Annotated in this window: 19 protein-coding genes and 2 pseudogenes; 6 read left to right on the top strand and 15 right to left on the bottom strand. The window is 58.7% G+C overall.

What is annotated here, in order from left to right; translation table 11 throughout:
* Positions 1-254 precede the first annotated feature (254 nt).
* Positions 255-1,505: an MFS transporter gene (locus AC07RO_RS03250; protein WP_495008825.1), complete on the bottom strand. Its 1,251-nt coding sequence runs from the start codon at positions 1,503-1,505 to the stop codon at positions 255-257.
* A 103-nt stretch (positions 1,506-1,608) separates the two neighbouring features.
* Here AC07RO_RS03250 and AC07RO_RS03245 point away from each other — a divergent pair, with 103 nt between their 5' ends.
* The gene (locus tag AC07RO_RS03245; RefSeq protein ID WP_495008824.1) at positions 1,609-2,577 is read left to right on the top strand and encodes an AraC family transcriptional regulator; all 969 of its coding nucleotides are present in this window, start codon (positions 1,609-1,611) and stop codon (positions 2,575-2,577) included.
* Positions 2,578-2,720: 143 nt separating this feature from the next.
* Here AC07RO_RS03245 and AC07RO_RS03240 read toward each other — a convergent pair whose 3' ends face one another.
* Positions 2,721-3,842, bottom strand: coding sequence for an alkene reductase (locus tag AC07RO_RS03240; protein ID WP_192172877.1), 1,122 nt, complete (start codon positions 3,840-3,842; stop codon positions 2,721-2,723).
* 2 nt (positions 3,843-3,844) lie between these two features.
* Positions 3,845-4,888: an MsnO8 family LLM class oxidoreductase gene (locus tag AC07RO_RS03235; RefSeq protein ID WP_192172878.1), complete on the bottom strand. Its 1,044-nt coding sequence runs from the start codon at positions 4,886-4,888 to the stop codon at positions 3,845-3,847.
* A 90-nt stretch (positions 4,889-4,978) separates the two neighbouring features.
* Here AC07RO_RS03235 and AC07RO_RS03230 point away from each other — a divergent pair, with 90 nt between their 5' ends.
* Entirely contained in the window at positions 4,979-5,545 is a 567-nt protein-coding gene (locus AC07RO_RS03230; protein WP_342345373.1) for a tautomerase family protein, read from the top strand.
* Between the two features lie 100 nt (positions 5,546-5,645).
* Here AC07RO_RS03230 and AC07RO_RS03225 read toward each other — a convergent pair whose 3' ends face one another.
* A complete protein-coding gene (locus AC07RO_RS03225) occupies positions 5,646-7,457 on the bottom strand; it encodes an ABC transporter ATP-binding protein (RefSeq protein WP_495085261.1) in 1,812 nt (603 codons plus the stop codon).
* Between the two features lie 241 nt (positions 7,458-7,698).
* Between AC07RO_RS03225 and AC07RO_RS03220 the strand changes: the two genes are divergently transcribed.
* Positions 7,699-8,082 (top strand): response regulator, encoded by a 384-nt coding sequence (locus tag AC07RO_RS03220; protein WP_192172880.1) that lies wholly within the window; start codon positions 7,699-7,701, stop codon positions 8,080-8,082.
* 112 nt (positions 8,083-8,194) lie between these two features.
* Here the strand turns inward: AC07RO_RS03220 and AC07RO_RS03215 are convergent.
* The 5 genes and pseudogenes from AC07RO_RS03215 to AC07RO_RS03195 all read right to left on the bottom strand — a co-directional run.
* Positions 8,195-8,431 (bottom strand): annotated as a pseudogene (locus tag AC07RO_RS03215) (methyl-accepting chemotaxis protein); the annotation flags it as partial.
* Between the two features lie 48 nt (positions 8,432-8,479).
* A pseudogene (locus AC07RO_RS03210) lies at positions 8,480-9,199 on the bottom strand (PAS domain-containing protein); the annotation flags it as partial.
* A gap of 568 nt (positions 9,200-9,767) precedes the next feature.
* Positions 9,768-10,208, bottom strand: coding sequence for a DUF421 domain-containing protein (locus tag AC07RO_RS03205; RefSeq protein ID WP_346630636.1), 441 nt, complete (start codon positions 10,206-10,208; stop codon positions 9,768-9,770).
* Positions 10,209-10,215: 7 nt separating this feature from the next.
* Positions 10,216-10,728 carry a hypothetical protein gene (locus AC07RO_RS03200; RefSeq protein ID WP_495085260.1) on the bottom strand — a complete coding sequence of 171 codons (513 nt, stop codon included), beginning with the start codon at positions 10,726-10,728 and terminating at the stop codon, positions 10,216-10,218.
* 292 nt (positions 10,729-11,020) lie between these two features.
* The gene (locus AC07RO_RS03195; protein ID WP_495085259.1) at positions 11,021-11,980 is read right to left on the bottom strand and encodes a hypothetical protein; all 960 of its coding nucleotides are present in this window, start codon (positions 11,978-11,980) and stop codon (positions 11,021-11,023) included.
* Positions 11,981-12,320: 340 nt separating this feature from the next.
* On the opposite strand from AC07RO_RS03195, the gene AC07RO_RS03190 reads away from it, so the two are divergent.
* Together AC07RO_RS03190 and AC07RO_RS03185 are read left to right on the top strand one after the other, a co-directional pair.
* Complete coding sequence (locus AC07RO_RS03190) at positions 12,321-12,737, top strand: DUF4279 domain-containing protein (protein WP_423572906.1); 417 nt, start codon at positions 12,321-12,323, stop codon at positions 12,735-12,737.
* A 242-nt stretch (positions 12,738-12,979) separates the two neighbouring features.
* Positions 12,980-13,231 carry a hypothetical protein gene (locus AC07RO_RS03185; RefSeq protein WP_423572908.1) on the top strand — a complete coding sequence of 84 codons (252 nt, stop codon included), beginning with the start codon at positions 12,980-12,982 and terminating at the stop codon, positions 13,229-13,231.
* Between the two features lie 229 nt (positions 13,232-13,460).
* On the opposite strand, the gene AC07RO_RS03180 is transcribed toward AC07RO_RS03185, so the two are convergent.
* Positions 13,461-14,459, bottom strand: a complete 999-nt coding sequence (locus AC07RO_RS03180; RefSeq protein ID WP_495085258.1) for an NAD(P)H-quinone oxidoreductase — start codon at positions 14,457-14,459, stop codon at positions 13,461-13,463.
* 96 nt (positions 14,460-14,555) lie between these two features.
* Positions 14,556-15,731, bottom strand: a complete 1,176-nt coding sequence (locus AC07RO_RS03175; RefSeq protein WP_495085257.1) for a saccharopine dehydrogenase family protein — start codon at positions 15,729-15,731, stop codon at positions 14,556-14,558.
* A 110-nt stretch (positions 15,732-15,841) separates the two neighbouring features.
* On the opposite strand from AC07RO_RS03175, the gene AC07RO_RS03170 reads away from it, so the two are divergent.
* Positions 15,842-16,741: a LysR family transcriptional regulator gene (locus AC07RO_RS03170; RefSeq protein WP_495085337.1), complete on the top strand. Its 900-nt coding sequence runs from the start codon at positions 15,842-15,844 to the stop codon at positions 16,739-16,741.
* A 178-nt stretch (positions 16,742-16,919) separates the two neighbouring features.
* Here the strand turns inward: AC07RO_RS03170 and AC07RO_RS03165 are convergent, their stop codons facing one another.
* The 4 genes from AC07RO_RS03165 to AC07RO_RS03150 form a co-directional block, all read right to left on the bottom strand.
* Positions 16,920-17,294, bottom strand: coding sequence for a hypothetical protein (locus tag AC07RO_RS03165; RefSeq protein ID WP_282371307.1), 375 nt, complete (start codon positions 17,292-17,294; stop codon positions 16,920-16,922).
* Between the two features lie 24 nt (positions 17,295-17,318).
* Positions 17,319-17,552: a hypothetical protein gene (locus AC07RO_RS03160; protein WP_197983860.1), complete on the bottom strand. Its 234-nt coding sequence runs from the start codon at positions 17,550-17,552 to the stop codon at positions 17,319-17,321.
* Positions 17,553-17,608: 56 nt separating this feature from the next.
* Positions 17,609-18,022 carry a nuclear transport factor 2 family protein gene (locus AC07RO_RS03155; RefSeq protein WP_133776318.1) on the bottom strand — a complete coding sequence of 138 codons (414 nt, stop codon included), beginning with the start codon at positions 18,020-18,022 and terminating at the stop codon, positions 17,609-17,611.
* Positions 18,023-18,104: 82 nt separating this feature from the next.
* Positions 18,105-18,704, bottom strand: coding sequence for an NADPH-dependent F420 reductase (locus AC07RO_RS03150; RefSeq protein WP_192172891.1), 600 nt, complete (start codon positions 18,702-18,704; stop codon positions 18,105-18,107).
* Between the last annotated feature and the right edge of the window lie 48 nt (positions 18,705-18,752).

Below are 18,752 nucleotides of genomic sequence, written 5' to 3'. Positions count from 1 at the left end.
ACCGCGCAGGCTGTCCGGCGCGTGAAATCGTGTCACTTCTTGCATGTAAACCCCCGATTGGTTGCCATCGCTCGAAAGCGCCTAAAGCAACCCATCGGGTTCGGTCGCGTACTACCTCAGGCAGAACCATAGTGCAGGGATGGGTTTGTGCAAGGAGCGTTGGTCGAAGATGTAACCGAGTTGAATCCCGGGGCCGCAGGTATCTAGGCAGAGATAAGCCGCTAGGGCCGATCGGCGCCCCTTGGAGCGCCAAATCACAAATGCAGTGCTGGCCCTTTAAGCACAGCGCCATCTGCCGAAGGAACTCGTACACGCAGTGCAATCAGCAACGCGGCCAGCAGCATCAGCACGGCCGCCGCCAGAAAAACGCCTGCGCTGCCACCGACGCTGAACATGGCACCACCCGCAGCTGCGCCTGTGGCGATGGCCGATTGTACAGACGCCACCACCATGCCCCCGGCGCTTTCCGCCTGGTCAGGGACCGCGCTGGCGACCCAGTTCGACCACGCCACCGGCACACCGCCAAACGCCAAGCCCCAGACCGCCAGCAGGACGGCCTGCCCTGGCACAGAGGCTGGCAACAGGACCAACGCCAGTGCCGCAACGCCTACCAGCGCGGGCATCAACACCAGGGTGGCCAGCGGGTGACGAGTCAGCAACCACCCCGCCACCAACGTGCCGACAAAGTTCGCCACACCAAAACCCAGCAGCATCAGCGACAGCCCCTGCGGGCCAACGCCAGTCGTGCCTTCGAGGAATGGCCGGATATACGTGAACATCGCAAAGTGGCCGCTGTGCACCAGCACGCAACCGAACATCCCCATGGCGATGCCCGGGCGCAGCAGCACTTCAAGTACCGTGCGCAGACGGGCCGGACGGCGTGGCGCGAGACTCGGCAGCGTGAACGACTGGAATGCCAGGGTCACCACCCCCACCGCTGCCGCTGCAAAGAACGCGCTGCGCCAGCCATATAGCCCGCCCAGATAACTGCCCAGCGGGACTGCAACCACTGTCCCGATGGCGATGCCGCTGAAAATGATCGAGAGCGCTCGCGGCAACAAGGCCCCCGGCACCAAGCGCATCGCCACCGCCGCCGCCATGCTCCAGAACCCGCCAAGCGCGATGCCCAGCAGGATACGCATCGCCAAAAGCACCGCGAAACTGGAGGAAACCGCGACCAACAGATTGGAAGCGATCATCAACGTGGAAAAACCCAGTAGCACCCAGCGGCGATCAATGCTGCGAGTCAGGCCGGGCACCAACAGGCCCGCGAACAGTGCCACCACAGCGGTTACCGTTACCGCTTGGCCAGCCAGCGCTTCGGACACCGCCAGCTCCTTCGCCATTGGCGTCAACAGGCTGGCCGGGAGGTACTCGGCAGTCAGCAAACCGAATACGCCCATGGCCAACGAGAACACGGCCATCCACGCGGGGGTTGCAGGTTCTACATCCGGCCCGGTGCCGGAACGGCTGTCGGGTACGGCATTGCATGTAAGGTCGGTCATTGCACAGATCTCCCAATCTTCAATTGCGACCCGCAGTCTAGGCGGGTGAATCCGGATGATCTATGATCGAAAAACCCGTTTTTTTGACTGAAACTCCTGAACAATGCCACCAGATCAATTTGCTCTTTCTTCCGATCTCATCAACGAGCTGTTGCGCGGCATGCGCCTGCGCGGTGTCGAGTACCGGCGCATCCAGGCGGGCCCGACCTTCGGCCTGGGCTTCGATGCCAAACCCGGACATGCCTGGTTCCACTTCCTGGCGGTCGGCAATGCGGTGCTGCGCATGGATGACGGGACGACCTATGCGCTGTCCGCCGGTAACGCCGTGTTCATCTCCCACGGCGCAGCCCATCAGTTGCTCTCGCATGCGCACGCGCCCGTGCAGGACATCGACCTTCTGAACGGCGAGCCCCTTGGCGACACCGTCAGCGCCGTAGATACCGGAACCGATGCCGGCTCCACGCCGACCACGCTGGTGTTCAGTGGCTGCATGGAATTCGAGTTGGGTAGCCTGCATGGCCTTGGGAAGCTGATGCCGGGCCTCATGCTGATCGATGCCGGCGGCCAGCGTTATCCCGGGCTGGTGCCTATTCTCGCCACCATGGAGCGCGAGGTCAGCGCCGCACGCGTCGGCTTCGCTGGCATCCTTGCGCGACTGGCCGACGTGGTCGCCGCCATGGTCGTTCGCGGTTGGGTCGAGTGCGCTTGCGGCAACGCTTCCGGCCTGGTCGCCGCTCTGCGCGATCCGCGGCTGGCAGGTGCCCTTCTGGCGCTGCATCAGCAACCGGGCCTCGACTGGACCGTCGAGCAACTGGCGGCGCACTGCAATACGTCCCGCTCGGTCTTTGCAGAGCGTTTTCAACTGACGATTGGCATGACCCCGCTGCGCTACGTCACTGAAGTGCGAATGCGGCTTGCCAGCCAGTGGCTGACGCTGGAAAGGGTACCGATTGAAGAGGTCGCGCAGCGTTTGAGCTATACGTCTCAGGCAGCGTTCAGCCGGGCGTTCAAGCGTGTTACGGGTAAAACGCCCGGGTTGGGTCGTAGGTTGAGCCAGGCGGCTGCGACCTGACGCTGGGTGAAGGTAGCGTTACTACCTACGTCCACGTGATGGAACATTGACAATCGGTAGACGGCACGCTGGCTGAAGCGTGCCTTCGGCATCACATCGCAGCCTTCGCGCTGAACGCTTACAGGCACGCATCGCTTCTTCAATCAGCCCATGTAGGGCGGATAGTCGACATAGCCTTTTGCATCGCCGCCGTAATAGGTGTCGCGATCCGGCTCGGTCAACGTCCAGCCGTTTTTCAGCCGAGCGACCAGATCAGGATTTGCAATGAAGGGCTGCCCGAATGCCGCCAGATCGATCAGGCCGGCGTGGAGCAGCTCTTCAGCGCGTTCACGGGTCATGTCCCCGGCAAGAATCAATGCGGTCTTGCCCAGCTGGGTTTTGCAGTCTTTGAGCAGGTCACGAAGCGCTTGCTCCTGCGCAGCCGAGCCTTCCTCTGCCATGAAGAAGTGGGTCTGATCCATTACGTGAACGTAAGCGATGCCGCGCTGGCTCATGCCCGCACAGAGCGCTGAGTAGGTTTCGTCGATCTGCGGATACAGCGGCATATCGAACAACTGGCCGTATGGCGAAATCCGGATACCCACTCGATCAGCGCCGATTCTGGCGGCTGCCGCATCGACGACCTCGAATACGAAACGCAAACGATTTTCCAGCGTGTCTGCTGAGTAGCGATCGGTTCGGTCATTCACCAGCGGATTCAGGAATTGCTCAAGCAGATAGCCGTTGGCGCCATGAATTTCCACCCCGTCGAACCCGGCCGCGATAGCGTTTTCAGCAGCCTGGGCGAAATCTTCAACCACGCGTGCTACCTCTTCGGTGGTCAACGGTCGTGGCGTGGATGTGGCCACAAAACCCGGCTCCCCGTCTTCCGTGTAACCAAAGGCAACTGCGCCTTGGGCTTGTTTGCTGGTAGCGCTGACGGGCGCTTTGCCGTCGATCTGAATGGAAGTGTGGGACACGCGGCCAACGTGCCACAGCTGGGCGAACATCTTCCCGCCGACGCTGTGGACCGAGTCGATGACCAGCTTCCATCCTTTGATCTGCTCTTCGGTATAGATGCCCGGGTTGAAGAGATAACCCTGGCCCTCACGAGAGATCGGCGTGCCTTCCGAAACAATTAAACCGGCGGTGCCGCGTTGGGTGTAGTGCAGGGCGATTTGCTCCGTCGCAATGTCGTCAGGGGCGCGCGACCGGGTCATCGGTGCCATGACGATGCGGTTGCCAAGCGTTGTGGCGCCGAGTTCGTATGCTTCAAATAAGGTCATGATTAGTTCTCCTGAAGTGCCCGCTGTGGGGCGCGAAGGTTGGATTCGTGGTTGGCGCGAGCGAGCAGCTCGATAGCACGCTGTCGGTTTGCTTCGCCGGGGATCATGGGGATGACCATCATCTGATCGGTCTGATACTGCGACGCGATGCGCTGCAGTTGCTGAATCGCCAACGGACCGTCGCCAACAACCACGCGCATGCGGTTGAGCGCGACTCGATCGCGTGCTTCAGCGCTGTATTGCGTAGGGTCGACCGCCTCGGGCAGCGCCAACGCCTCGGCTGGGGCAACAGACTCTGCCCGCAGCAACCAGTCATCAAAGCTGGTCGCCAGCCGCTCGGCCTGCTCGACGGTGTCGGCCACTACTGCGAATACAGCAACGATGACACTGGGCGCGGCATGCAGTTTTGATGGACGAAAGTTGGCGCGATAATGCTCGGCGGCCAGCACACCTTGCTGATGATGGGGGTTGATGAAGTGCGCAAACGTGAAGCCCATCCCTTCCAGAGCGGCCAGTTCAGCGGTACTGCCGCTGGCACCCAGTATGTGCAACTCAGGGAGGGTCGTGATCCGAGGTGCAGCGTAGATCGGCTGCGGCTGATCGCCTGCCCCCTCTTTGTCATCAAGGAGCAGAGCCTTGAGGTCCTTGAGCTTGGCCGGGAAAGGAATCTGGTGTGTCTTCTCATCATTGAGGGCACGAGTGACGCGTTGGTCCGCTCCGGGCGCCCTCCCTACTCCCAGGTCTATCCGCCCCGGGTACAACGCCTCCAGCACACGCGCTGTCTCGGCAACTTTGTACGCGCTGTAATGCGGCAGCATGATGCCACCCGAGCCAACCCTGATCGTCTCCGTATGGGCGGCAATCTGCATCATCAACAGCTCGGGGCTGCTTCCCGCCTGAACCCTGGATTGATGGTGCTCCGCCACCCAGTAGCGTTCGTAGCCCAAAGACTCGGCTGCTTGCGCCAGCCGCGTAGTGGCCCATAGCGCATCGCCGGCGGTAAAGCCGTCGTCTACTGGGGAATGGTCAAGAATGCTAAGTCTCACTGCGCCCTCCGGACAAAGAACACAGCCTATTGGAGAAACGATGCGAGATTTCGGCTCATTTTTACCGAATCACATGAATTCAATTCACCAATGAGCTTTTCTACCCGGCTAGAGGACCTTCACAGTGGTATCACTGCAACTGGCGAACCTGCTCGTCTACAAAAACGCATCAAGAAGACAGGACATGGGGCAATTGGAGGCGTGGGTCAGGCTCCATTTCCCTTTAGTATTACGTCCGTCACTTCATCACTGCCTGAAGAGGAATACGCTATGCCGCTTGTACGGATTGATATCTCCGCCGACACACCCGATGGGACAGTTGCCGCAATCGGTGACGTGATTTACGAAGCAATGATCAGCACGGCGAACGTGCCCGAACATGACCGATTTCAGATCATTCACCGCCATGCCAGCGATGAACTGGTGTATCCGGCTGAGGGCTATCTGGGCATTACCTACACAAAGAACATCGTGTTCATTCAGGTGGCCTGGAACGAAGGGCGAACCATTGACGTGAAGAAGGCGTTTTATAAGGCTATCGCCCAAGGCATTCATGACAGGACCGGGCACAGACAGGAAGACATCTGGATCAGTCTGATTGATAACAAGAAGGAGAACTGGTCCTTCGGAAACGGGGAAATGCAGTACGCGCCCTGAAATAAACAAGTAGACGTGCGGACGGGCCGCTAATGGGCCGATAGCCGGCAGCTATGGCCGGCTTCATCCAGTCGCCCGCAGGAACTATGCGGGTCGGCGACTACCGATACCCACGCGCCTGGATGCTGAACAGGCTCGCATAGCGCCCGCCGCCAGCCATCAGTTGCACGTGAGTGCCTTGTTCCAGAATCCGGCCCTGATCCAGCACGATGATGTGATCGGCGTTGCGCACGCTGGAGAATCGGTGAGAAATGAGCAACGTCATGCGCCCCTTCGCGTACTCGCGGAAGTGCTCGAACACGGCGGCCTCGGCGGCAGCGTCGAGGGCGGCCGTCGGTTCGTCCAGAATCAGCAGATCAGCCTCACGGCGCATGTAGGCCCGCGACAGCGCCAGCTTTTGCCATTGCCCACCCGACAGTTCCTGCCCACCGGCGAACCAGCGCCCCAACTGCGTGTGATAGCCGTTGCTCAAGCGTTCGATGAACTCGGCGGCGATCCCTTGAGTGGCCGCATCGCGCCAACGGTCCTGGTCATCGAACGCGTCGACGTCACCCACCCCAAGGTTTTCGCCGACGGTCATCTGGTACCGGATGTAGTCCTGAAAGATCACCCCGATGCGCTGGTGCAAGGCCTGTTCGTCCCAGTCCTGCAAATCGCTGCCGTCCAGCAGGATCCGGCCTTGGTCAGGCGTATAGAGCCGGGTCAGCAGTTTGATCAAGGTGGTTTTACCGGAGCCGTTTTCGCCCACCAGCGCCAGGCTCATGCCGGGCGTCAGGTGCAGGCTGATGCCGCTGAGCGTGGGCTGAGCGGCCCCCGGATAGCGGAACCCCAGGCCCTCGCAGCGCAGGCCGTCGCCCGGGCGAGCACCGGCCTTTAACGTGCCGCGTGCAGCTGCCACCGGCACCCCAAGGTATTCGTAGAGGTCAGACAGGTAGAGGCCATCCTCGTACAAACCGGCAATCGCGCTGAGGCTGGCCGTGATAGCGACCTGGCCTTGCTTGAACAGCACCAGGTACATCGTCATCTGCCCCAGTGTGGTCTGGCCGCGCACGGTGTCCATGACTACCCAGGCGTAGGCCACGTAGAACGCGGCTGTGCCCAATAGCCCGAGGGCAAAGCCCCAAGTGTCGCGTCGCACGGTGAGTCGGCGGTCTTCGGCGTACAGGCGCGTGAAATTGTCGCGATAGCGTTGCAGCAACAACGGCGCCATGCCGAACAGCTTCACTTCCTTGGCATGCGCCTCTTGCGACAGCAAGGCTTCCAGGTAATTTTGCTGGCGGGTTTCCGGGGCGCGACGCTGAAACAGGCGGAAGGCATTACCGGAAAAATGCGTCTCGGCGAAGAACACCGGCAGCGCGCCGAGCACCAGGATCAGGAGCGCCCAAGGGGAAAAATGCACCAGCAGCACCGCAAAGCTGACCAGCGAGATCAGGTTTTGCGTCAGCCCCAGGCCTTTGGTGACAAGGCCCAGTGGCCGGGTCGATGCATCGCGGCGCACGCGCACCAACTTGTCGTAAAAGGTCGAGTCCTCGAACTGCAGCAGCGAAAGGGTCTGGGCCTTTTCCAGGATCATCAGATTGACCTTCTGCCCCAACTGCACCCGCAGCAGCGCCTGTTGCATTGAAAGCGCCCGTTGCGCCGCGGCCAGCAACGCCAATACGCCCGCCTCGGCCAACACGTAACGCAGGACAGGCCACACCGGCGCCTGGCTGCCATTGGCGTGGATCTGCATCGCCTGAACCACCGCATCGACGATCCGCTGGCCGATCCAGGCAGCCAGCGCGGGCAAAATGCCGGCGATCAGCGTCGCCACGATCAAGCCGGCGAACAAGGGGCGGGAAGTCGCCCAAACAAGGCCGACCGCCCTGCCGCTCTGGGTTGAAAATGCAGTCAAACGATTGAACAACGACATCAAAGGCGCAGGCTCCGGATTGGCGGTGACGGGGGATTGTAGCGGCTAGTTCGGCACGCTTCCCCGGTCTTGTGGGTAGCCATCTGGATAATCAGGGGCGATTCAGGCTTTGCATAGAACTGCAGGCCACTCCGTCAGGGCGGTATAACCGTGCAGAGAGACTTGAGCTACGGATGTAACGGAAATGGGAACCCGCAGACAGCGGCCCAGTCCAAAACGCACAACAAACCAGGATGGGCAAATGACAGTGTTATCAACCGTTTTAGTGGTGGAAGATGACTGGCTCATTCGCAGTTTGATCCATGAAATTTTAGAGACGGAAGGCTTCGAGGTCGTCACAGCAGAGACAGGCGACGACGCTTGGGACTGGTTGTGCAAGACCTCGGGAGGGGCGGATCTCATCCTGTCCGACATCCATATGCCGGGTGGGCTGAGCGGTATTGGCTTGGCAAACCGGGTGCAAGCTCAATGGCCCCGCATCCCGGTGATCTTGTCCTCGGGAGGACGAGGGCAACAAATCCTGGAGTCTGGATATGCTCCTCTTTTCATCCCCAAACCTTGGCATTCCCTGGATATCGGCACCATTTGTCGGCGCGCATTAGCTCTGGCGATTAACCGAGAGTGATGCTGCCGACCCCATGGCGGTTACGTTGGAGAGTCTTTTCCGAACCACTTCTTTTCAGACCTCAACCCGGTTCAAGGAACCAGGGGTTCGAAGAAAGTAAGGTCTAGCGGGCAATCATGCCGGCTGCCTGTTCAGTCGCTTCAGTGGTACGCGTCGCCAACTTGCGAACCTCGTCGGCAACCACTGCGAAGCCACGACCCGCCTCACCCGCACGTGCAGCCTCAATGGCCGCATTCAGGGCCAAAAGATTGGTCTGGCTCGCGATGCTCTGGATCGTCCCCACGATCTGGGACAATTGCGCGATATTGTGCTCAAGCGTCTGCTGATGCTTGACCTCTGTTTCCCTCAGCACGTCCTGCTCGTGTTGCAAGTTGACGTCCACAAGCGCACCGACTACTCGCAGCGGCAGGCCGGCGGGGTCACGCCTGGTCTGGCCTCGCGCACGGAACCACCGATATTCGCCGCTTTTCATCCTCAGCCGGTACTCGATATCAAAGGGTGTCTTGCCTGATCTATCATTCAGATGAGCCCCGAAAGCGCTGAGGCTTCTGTCCTTATCATCCGGGTGTAACCTGGATGCCCAGCTGTCCAACACATCTGGAAACTCCTCAACCGTTTCGAAACCCAGCAGCCGACGAAACTGAGGTGACCACCAGAACGGGTTTTTGGGGTTTACAGGGTCTCCGGCAATGACCTCCATATCCCAAAGCCCATCCGAGAGCATTTCCCGAGCCAGCTCGAATCTGGTGATGATGACGTCGTGCTCCTGATCCCGCTCCAGCTGGTCATGGATATCCCGGAGCGAGCCAGCGACCCGGATGGGCGTGCCTCGCTCGTCGCGGAGTGTCTCACCCTGTGCGTGGAACCAGCGATATGAACCGTCTTTCATGGCGAGCCGGTTATTGACTTTGTATGGGGTCATTCCGGACTTGTCGTTGAGATGGCGAGCGAAGGCGTCGAGTGTTGCCTGCTTGTCCTGCGGATGGAGCCGATCGGCCCAACTGGCGAGAACATTTGGAAAGTCTCTTTCGTCCTTGAAGCCCAGCAGGCTGCGGAATTGCTGCGACCACCAAAAGCGATTTCCGGGGTTGACCGGGTCGCCTGCCACGACCTCCATGTCCCAAAGACCTTCACTGGACGCGCGATTGACCAAATCGAATCTGATCTCGTGAGCTGACGCGGAGGCTGCTGATTCGCGAAGCAACTCGCGGGCATCCTCAAGCTCCTTTTCGAGTTGGGCTATGCGGGATTGGTATTGATCATTGGAGGACTGGATCAGGCGCCAGGCATCCAGCACTGCTGGACCTTCTTTGCACTGGGCGACCTCAGGATGTTCGCCGCTCATGATCGACGTCAGCAATTGCTTCAGGGCGCGACGATCGCGGCGAAGAAGGAAAAAATTGGGCATGGTGTACAGGCTCGAAATGCGTGACGGGCCTCCTCCATGGCACCTTGCCATTCTTATCGTCTTGAGCGACAGAAACTTTATCTGTCTGGCTGAATAAAGGGCCGTCAACCCGCTGAAATTCCTCAGTAATAGTGGATCTGCTTGCGAGGTGTGTGTCTAAAGCCAAGCGGAGGGAACCATGGTCAGATCTGTTTTCCTGGCTTTGGCATACCCCGCCTGACCAAGCCGTTCGCGATGCTGGATAGCGCTTCTTATCAGGCCGTAACGGGGCAGAGAGTCAGGCAGGAATGATCGAGATCTTGCCGTTCCGCTCCAGGATCGCGTACTTGATCTGCTCCACCCGCTCGAAACCCTGCTCTATTCGTGCGGCCTCCAGAATGTCGTCTTCCTGAATGCGGGCCTCGTGCATGCGATGTCGCAGGAAAGCGCCGTTTTCAACGATGATCGTCGGCCCCCCATCGATCAGCTTGGCCAAGCGTTTGGAGCGCCGCTTGACGAGGGAAAGCCCGATGTCGATCACCATCAACGTCACGATGACAAGAATCGCATTGGTCACAGAGAAGTCATCGCCCAGCAGCGCTTGCTGGGTGGCTTCGCCAATGACCATCAGCAGCACGAAATCAAACGACGTCAGCTCCCCCAATGATCGTCGGCCAGAAATCTTGAAGAGCACCATCAGTGCCAGATAAATCGCGCCCGCGCGTAGTACGGCATCCATTGAGCACCTAAGGGTAAATGAACTGAGTGACTGGAATGTGGCCGCCGCCCACGACACTGATCTGACTTTTGAAAAGCCCGATGCCGTCGCTGCGCCATGAGATAAAGAGCGTGACGTGCCCGCTCTTGTCGGCGGGGAAAGTAAGACTCAAACCCTCGGGACTGCCCACCGAGCTGACCGGCTGCGGCTGGATAGACTCGATGCTGAAGCCATCCAGCATAGGCTTGCTGATCGACAGTGTGACCTCTTTGCCCGGCTGCCCCGTGGCCTGAACGATCATTGGATTGGTCCCGCCCGCTCGGTGGAAACGCTCGTACTGCACCGTCAGATCACCCTGCTCACTCACCGATTCGAGCGTGCTGAGCGGGCCTCTGGAAAACAAGCCTAGCAATGTCAGGATGACCACCGCCGTCAGCACATACCAGCCAACCCTCTGGAACTTCCAGACTTTGCGCTGCAGCGCAATGTCCTCGGCCACGGGGTGTTCACGGTCCTGCATTTCCTGCTCTAAGAGGCTCATACGCATCACTCGTCGGGACTAGCGATGTGACTGCTTTGATCTGCGGGAAGTTCTGGTGGGGTAAGCGGGTGCTGCTGATTTCGTGGGGGCGTTTGAGACGCTGAGCTCGTCTTTGGATTTAGCGCTTCGATCAGGTTAGGGCTAGGGGCTGCTTGGGTCGGAAGCCGCCGGTGACAACCGGCCGCTATCGGCCAGAAGCGGCCGCTGCGTAAAGCCACTTTTCGACTTACGGTTAGATGCATTGTATCGACTCGTGGTACGTGGTGATGACTTTCTGAGATAAGAATACATATCACCCCGTACGAACTTTTAGGGGTACCGCACTGAGCACTTTCAGACGGCCTTCTCCGTCGTTGAAAAGTCTATCTTGTTCGAATATGTGCCCAGAAGCCACTTCGGTTGGGAGGTAGAAAACGATTCCGTCCCGATATCCAGAACTGGCGATCACGCTTTCAAGCTGAACTAGCATCGATTCGTATGTAAAAATATTTACTCTGTTCTTGATCTCCACAACCACTGACTGACCAGCGCTCTTGACTAGAACGTCTGCAACAATTTTCCGTTTTTCCCCGCCAATTTGAGCTTCAGACAACACTTCTGCACCAGGAAAGATAGCGGACAAAAAACCCGCTACCGAACCCAGCCACTGAGGGAACGAGTTACTTTCCAACTCTTCCGCGGAACGGAGAGTAAAATACGATTTAAGGGCTTCAGTAACGCGTCCCAAAAGATCCCCCTCCGCGAGCTTGAACTTGCTTTTTATCGTCATCACCAATAATTTTGTGGCTTCCTCCTCTCGGTCGCGTGCAAGCTGTAAGGCCATCTCGTCAACAAGAAGGCAGGAAAACGCTGTTACCGACACGATAGCGAGGAACGCTTCGCTCTCGCTGAAATCCAATTTGTGATCATGAGTAGATGGGTTTCTCCACTCCTGCCTGTAGTTCGTAAACTGATCAAGAACTCTCTTCTTGAAGACATTGGATTTGCCAAAGAACTGCTCGACATCAAACATTCTCGCCTTGTCAAGGCTCTTCTTGGCTAGAACCCCGTAAGCCTCTTTTAGGCCGCCTTCGAACGCTTGATTAGTTCTATACACTGCATCAGTGAATGCCGAATCATCTGAGTCCCTTTGCCCCCTCCTCAAATGTTTATATGCAACTTCTACGTGCGCAAGCATCGCCATCAGTCCAAGCGTATGATCACCTGCACCAGCTTGATTGATCTTTCTTCGAAGTGTCGCAATAATATCCATAACTGAAAAAGCTCTAATAATCAGTGAACGAAAAAAGGCGTAATGTCATCGGCCATTTGTGTCGCGTAATTTCACTTTACGGAACCTTTTGAGCCAATTGCGGCAACAGATAGAAACGCTGCATTAGCAGAGGAAGAAAAGCGACGTGAGCTTGCCTGAGACTACAAAATCAATAGCAGTGTGTCTATGACTGAAAATAGCTTAACACCCCCGTTCGTGGGATCTCCTAGCCCAGTCTTGCCATCTAAGTGAAGCTGCTTTGGGTCGAAAGCAGCCGGTCGCGCCTGACCGCTTTCGACCAACAGCAGCCGGTCATCTCTGACATGGAAACCTAGTGAATATGGCAACATTAGACCAGTGCAAGGCAGCTCTTCGTATATTTGGTGACGAACTGATACCCGAGGAGCTGAGCCGCTTGTTCGACCACTTTTATACACAAGGGTGGGTCAAGGGCTACGAATATTCAACCTCATCTGGCAAGGTCGTTGTGAAGAAAAGCGGGGCGTGGATACTTGACGCAGAGCCAAGCGACAGCGCCGATTTTGATGGCCAAATTTCTCAGCTTCTGGGCTTTATCGACGTGAGCCTAGATGACTGGGCTTTGCTTGCAAAACGATTCGAGATGGACATTTTCTGCGGTTGGTTCATGCGTGAATCAAACGAAGGCATTTCTGTTTCGTCGCAAACAATGCGGCTGCTCAGCGAGCGTAGTATTGCTCTATCCATAGACATCTATGCTTCGCCAGACGACGAGTGACGTCCGCACTCGGCCGATTTCTGCCGGTAGCAAACAGGAGCTTTGGGTCGATAGCAGCCCTCCCCGGCGATCCCCCATTCCGTTGCTGCTCATCTGATGTCGAAAGGGATCTTTTCGGACATTCCACGCAAGGCAGATGAGCAGGAGGGGGTATCGGTCAGAAGCCATCATTGCGACGATGCAAGAAAACTTGGTACAGGCCTTATAGCTGACCGGATACGTTCAAGCACGAGGATTGAGATATGGAATATCGGATTCAGATTGCTTCGGACGTGATCCGTGATGGCTTGGGACTAGAGCTTATTAACGCCACCAATAAAGTATGCGCGGAGGTCTTCAGGTGTGATTCTGATAACACATTAACAATTTCGCTATTCGCTGAGGATCTGCCATTCGTGCAGGTTGAAAATTTAGTGCTGATCGCCCGAAAAGAATTGGTTCGCTACGAGGACGGCACACCCTTGCCCTCGGCTATGCCTCTCCAAAGCTCATAGACAGAGCCTTCAGACAGTCCCTCCTCGACGAATACTCTCGACCATTGCTGGCCTTCAGGTGCCCATACCTGCCGTTCGCGACAGACCGCTTTCGACCCAAAGCAGCCTCTCAGCACGCGGGCAAACCCCAACAGAAGCAGCCGCTCGCCACCCACACAACCACGGCCCCCTCAAACAAAAATGAAAAGCGCCCGGCGGGCAGTCAATGGCACGCACCGGGCGATTCAATTCACACCACCTTCAGCACGATTTTGCCGATATGGTCGCCCTGCTCCATTCGCTGATGCGCTTGTGCTGCGTCGGCGAGAGGGAAAACACGGTCAATGATCGGCAGGCATTCGCCTTGACTGAGCAGCGGCCAGACATTGGCGAGTACGGCGCGAGCAATCTCGGCTTTTTCATCCGCGCTGCGCGAACGCATCATCGACCCTGTCACCGAGCCTTGCTTTTCCATCAACGCCAGCAGATTGAAGTCCTTGACGGAGTTGCCGCCCAGAAAGCCGATAACGACCAGTCGACCGCGTCGTGCGAGTGACGCTACGTTGGTCTCGAAATAGCTCCCGCCCATGATGTCGAGAATGACGTCCACGCCCTTCTCGTGGGTTTGCCGGGCGATCTCCTGAGCGAAGTCCACCTCGCGGTAATTGATCGCTTCGCCACCCAGTTCGCGGATTCGGTCGCACTTTTCCTGGCTGCCAGCCGTTGCGAAAGCCTTGATCCCCAGGGCCTTGCACAGCATCAGCGCGGTCGTGCCGATGCCGCTGGTGCCGCCATGGATCAATACGGTGCAGCCCTCTTGGGCACGGCCCAGCTCGAAAAGATTGGCCCACACGGTGAAGAATGTTTCCGGAATGGCAGCAGCCTGAATCATGTCCACGCCGTCGGGGACCGGTAATGATTGGGTGGCCGCCACAACGCAGTATTCGGCGTAACCGCCGCCATTGGTCAGCGCACATACCTTGTCGCCCAGCTTGAAGTCGGCCACTTTTGCGCCAACCCCAACGACCTCACCGGCCACTTCCAACCCCGGCACAGGGGTCATGCCGGGTTTCATCGGGTATTTGCCAGAACGCTGTATGACATCGGGACGATTGATGCCGGCGGCGTGAACCCGGATCAGCAGCTCGTGATCACCGGGCGTTGGGACATCAGCCTGCATTAGCTTTAAAACTTCGGGGCCACCGGGTTCGGTGATCTCGATGTAGTTCATACGGTTTGGCAGATTCATGGGACACCTTTTGTTGAGAGGGCTAATTGTTGAGAGGGCTGAAGACTCTGAAAGCTGAACGTCAAAGACATTCAGCTTTTTTAGCGGCCCATAGAATCAACCCTCGACTGTGAACCTCAGTCCGGCTTTTTCAGTCAGGCGTTTGAGCAACGCCTCATTCAACGCCGCCGCGGGCGTCCAGCAACCGCCCGGGGTCTCCTCACGTGTCACATCGAACGCCAGCGCCATCGCTGACTCGGCCAACATTTTGGAGGTCGACAGGTAGCCCGGATCCTCGTCGCAACTCACGGATGCCTTGAGCACCTGACCGTCTGCCAGTTCTGCGATGAACAACACATCATAAAAGCCTGCATCAAGCTCCTTCTGTGTCGGCCCTTGCCCCGGTTGCGGATGACCGCCCTCATTGAAAGAGAAGCCTGCCAGACCAAGCTCATCGTCTTCGCTCGGTTGCGAACTGAGCATGAGCATTTCGTCGTATTGAAACGACGTGCCCCACAGGTGCCCCTCCAGCAAGTTGGTGCGATGCACCGCCTTGGAATTGATGCCAGACATTATGAAAGGGCCGACCCAGCTCTGAGCCAGTTCATCCCGGTAGGGGGTCTGATCATCAGGTTGCTCGACGCCTCTGAATCCCGGTGTGTAGGCAAACGGATCGGCCACCAGTGCGCCAAGCGCAGGATTCTGCGCTGCCGCTGCAACCACAGCATCGACACTCAGGAACGTGCCACCGGACAGCACGCCTTGCATGCTGCGCACGCGGCCCCTGATCCGAGGCGCGTAGCGAGCGAACGTCTTCATGACCTGCTGCTGGGTGAACCATACGCCGAGGTCGAACGGCACCGAATCGAAACCACAGGAGAACACCAGTCGCGCGCCCGATGCCTGGGCTTGGGCCTGATGGCTGCCGATCATTTGGGCAATCCAGGGAATCTCCCCCGAGAGGTCGACGTAGTCCGTCCCCGACTCGGCGCAGGCTGCCACCAGGTCCGAACCATAGACCGAAAACGGCCCTGCGGTGGTAATCACGACCCTGGTTGCGGCAACCATGTCGCGTACGGACGCCCGGTCCTGGGCATCGGCCACGATCAGCGGCAGCGCTGCAGCATTTGCCCAACTGTCCCGAATGGCTTCCAGCTTGCTCAAGCTGCGACCGGCAATGGCCCATTTAACAGGGCCGTCGACGCCGTATTGAGTGAAGAAGTATTCAGCAACCAGCCGACCGGTGTACCCGGTGGCGCCAAAAATGATCACATCGAATGTTTGTTTATCCATGGGAAAGATGATTCCTGAAAGCGCCGCGAAGCAAAGGCGACACTCTAGCCATCCTGCCTACAAATGATTAGATGGTATGGTTGGAATAGACCTATAACCGCAGAGCATCAATCGTGCGCGACAATGTCACCGACCTCCTGGCCCTCCTGCGGGTCGCCCGTGAAGGCAGTTTTACCAAAGCGGCGGCGCAGCTTGGCGTTTCCCAGCCTGCGCTGAGCCGCACCATCACCAAACTGGAATCGCGCCTGGGTGTGCAATTGCTGACCCGCAGTACCCGCAGCGTCGCACCGACCGAAGCCGGAGCGCGCCTGATCGACAGCATCGGGCCGCATTTTGACGGGATCGAGTCAGGCCTCAACGAGCTGAGCGAACTGAGCGGCATGCCGGCGGGTAGCCTGCGCATCACCTCCATGGAGCACGCAACCCATCTCGTCCTTGCCCCGGCTGCGCTGCAATTGATGACCGACTATCCGGGCATCAAGGTCGAAATCAACGACAGCTACGCATTGGTCGACATCGTTGCAGAGCGCTTCGATGCCGGTATCCGCCTGGGGGCGCAGCTGGCTCAGGACATGATCAGCATGCCCATCGGCCGGGATTTTCGCCTGGCATTGGTGGCCGCCCCCGCCTATCTCGAACACCGCGCTGAACCACTGACGCCACAGGATCTGACCGAGCACGCCTGTATCAACCTGCGCCAGCCCACCTCGGGAGGATTGTGGGCTTGGCCTTTCGCAAAAAACGGGAGAGAAATCAAAGTACGCGCCGACGGGCATCTGGTGAGTAACAACATCTGGCTCATGCGTGATTTTGTCAGGGCGGGCGCCGGACTGAGCTACTTCCCGGAGCATCTGGTCGAGCAGGATCTGGCACAAGGTCGCCTGGTGCGGCTGATGGAGGACTGGACTGGCACCGTCACCGGGTATCACCTCTACTACCCAAGCCGGCGCCAACACAAACCGGCTTTTCGTCTGCTTCTCGATGCATTGCGTGATCAGTCAGGGCGCTGACTGTCTTCTTTTGGCCGCTAGCTGACCTCAACGAGCGGCCGATCTAGGTCGGAAGCGGTCAGCCACGACCGGCTGCTTTCGACCCAAAGCCGCCCCTCGTGAATGGCAGCATTCGGCCAACAAGAGACGTTCGTCGTGGCCGGAGTGTGCCCCGACAAGCGGCCGTCGCTGGCAGCCGTCACGGCCTCACAAACCGGTAGACGAAGCGATCGGTCTCGCCCTTGATCGCGGGATCGAACACCTTGACTGATCGCGGATCATCCTTGTTCGCGAGCATGTTGCTTTCCGCGTCCAGCAGGAAGCCGGCCGCCTCCACCTCCTTCCGAACGGAGGCGGGGTCGATCCGGTGCAGCGACTGGGCAACACTGGTGCCCGCTGTGCCAGCGGCGGCGTGGTCGACGATGACGTAGTACCCACCCGGCTTGACCCTATCGCACATGGCGCGATTGAAGTCGGCCGCCGTCGCGTCCTTGGACTGCACCAGCGCGGTGTGGAGATCGTGGTAGAACAGGTGCATCCACAGGACATCCGCGGGCTGCGTGACTTCCGGCATGGCCACGAGGTTCGCCGAAACCGCCTAGACGTTTGCCCGGCCCGGCTCCTTCGCCAACGTACGCATGTTGCCGACAGGATCGTTCTTGAAGTGGGCGACTTCGGCAGGCACGAAGCTATAGACCCGTCCGTTGGGTCCCACGGCGTCAGAGAATAGACGCGTCCAGTCGCCGTCGCCCGGGTAAACGTCGATGACGGTGGCGCCTGGATCAACGCGTGCGAAGCGGATCAACTCGGATAGCTTGGATGTGTCGTACATGGGGACCTCCTACAAAGTTTGGTATTCGAATGGCGAGGGGCCCCAAACGGTTTTTGCTACGTGAGCCCGGATGCGTCGATCTGCGAGGCTCGTGCCAGTGCCTGCGTGTCAATGTACTCGCGGATCTTCGTCAGTCTGCCGTCGCGGACCGTGATGGCGAAGATCCAGTCATCTTCGAACGTCTTATTGGTGGCTTTGATCTTCCCCTTGGCGAAACCGACGACCAGCACCCGGTCTCCCTGCGCGATGAACTCCCGGGGCTCGGTGGACGTCTCCATCGACCTGGATGCGGTCTCGAGCAAATCCGCAAGCCCCGCATGGCCGTGGCGCGTACCGGCCAGAGGCCAGTCTTCGCCCGGGATGATCCACTCGATGTCTTCGGCGACCAGCGCCAGCAGACCGTCCTTGTCGCCGCGGCCAATGGCCGCAAAGAAGTCCTTCACGGTCTGGACGTTTTTCTCGGTATTCATGGGGATTTCTCCGCGTCGATCGAGTCGACTTGCGCTCGACCCGAGCGCGTTCGTTGTGTTGTTATCGTTGGGTACGTCCTGCTCAACCGGCGAAAGTGACGAGGTCCTTGAAGATCAGTCGACCCCAGCTATTTCCGCGTGCGTGGACCAGCAGCCCGCCCTCGGAAAGCCTGCCAAGTTGGACCGGCGAGAAACCGAGATTTTCTGCAAGCGCGCCGATCTCGGCCGCGGCCTCGTCATCGTCGCTGGCCAGGAACACGACCCGCCTGCCGCCATGCACGGCCGGATCCTGGGCGAGGACGGATGCACCCAGATGGTTGAAGCCTTTGACCAGCCTGACACCCGTGAAGGACCGCGCAACGACCATGGAAGAAGGCTGTCCTCCCAGTTCCTCTGTGGGCACTTGGGTGTTGGTTACATCGACGATGGTCTTGCCTTTCCAGGTCGACAGCGCGTTGGCGACATCCTGGTGCGAGTCGAAACGGACGGCCAAAAAGATGATGTCCGCCTTGACCGCTTCCGCCAGTGTTTTGGGAAGGATGGTGGGACCGATGGCAGCGGCGACGGAGGCAAAGCTTTCCGGGTCGCGCGCGGTGGCCACGGATACGTCGATGCCCTTGCGGGCAAACGCCTTGGCCAGTGCCTGGCCGATAGGGCCGAAGCCGATAATTGAATAGGTCATAGGAGTTTTCTCTGAGTTGGGTTGGATCCTGCTTGGATAAGCGCGGCC

This window comes from Pseudomonas sp. GW821-FHT07F05 (genome assembly GCF_059418765.1).
Note: the sequence above shows the minus strand (reverse complement) of the source record. Positions and strands in the feature narration are given on the sequence as shown.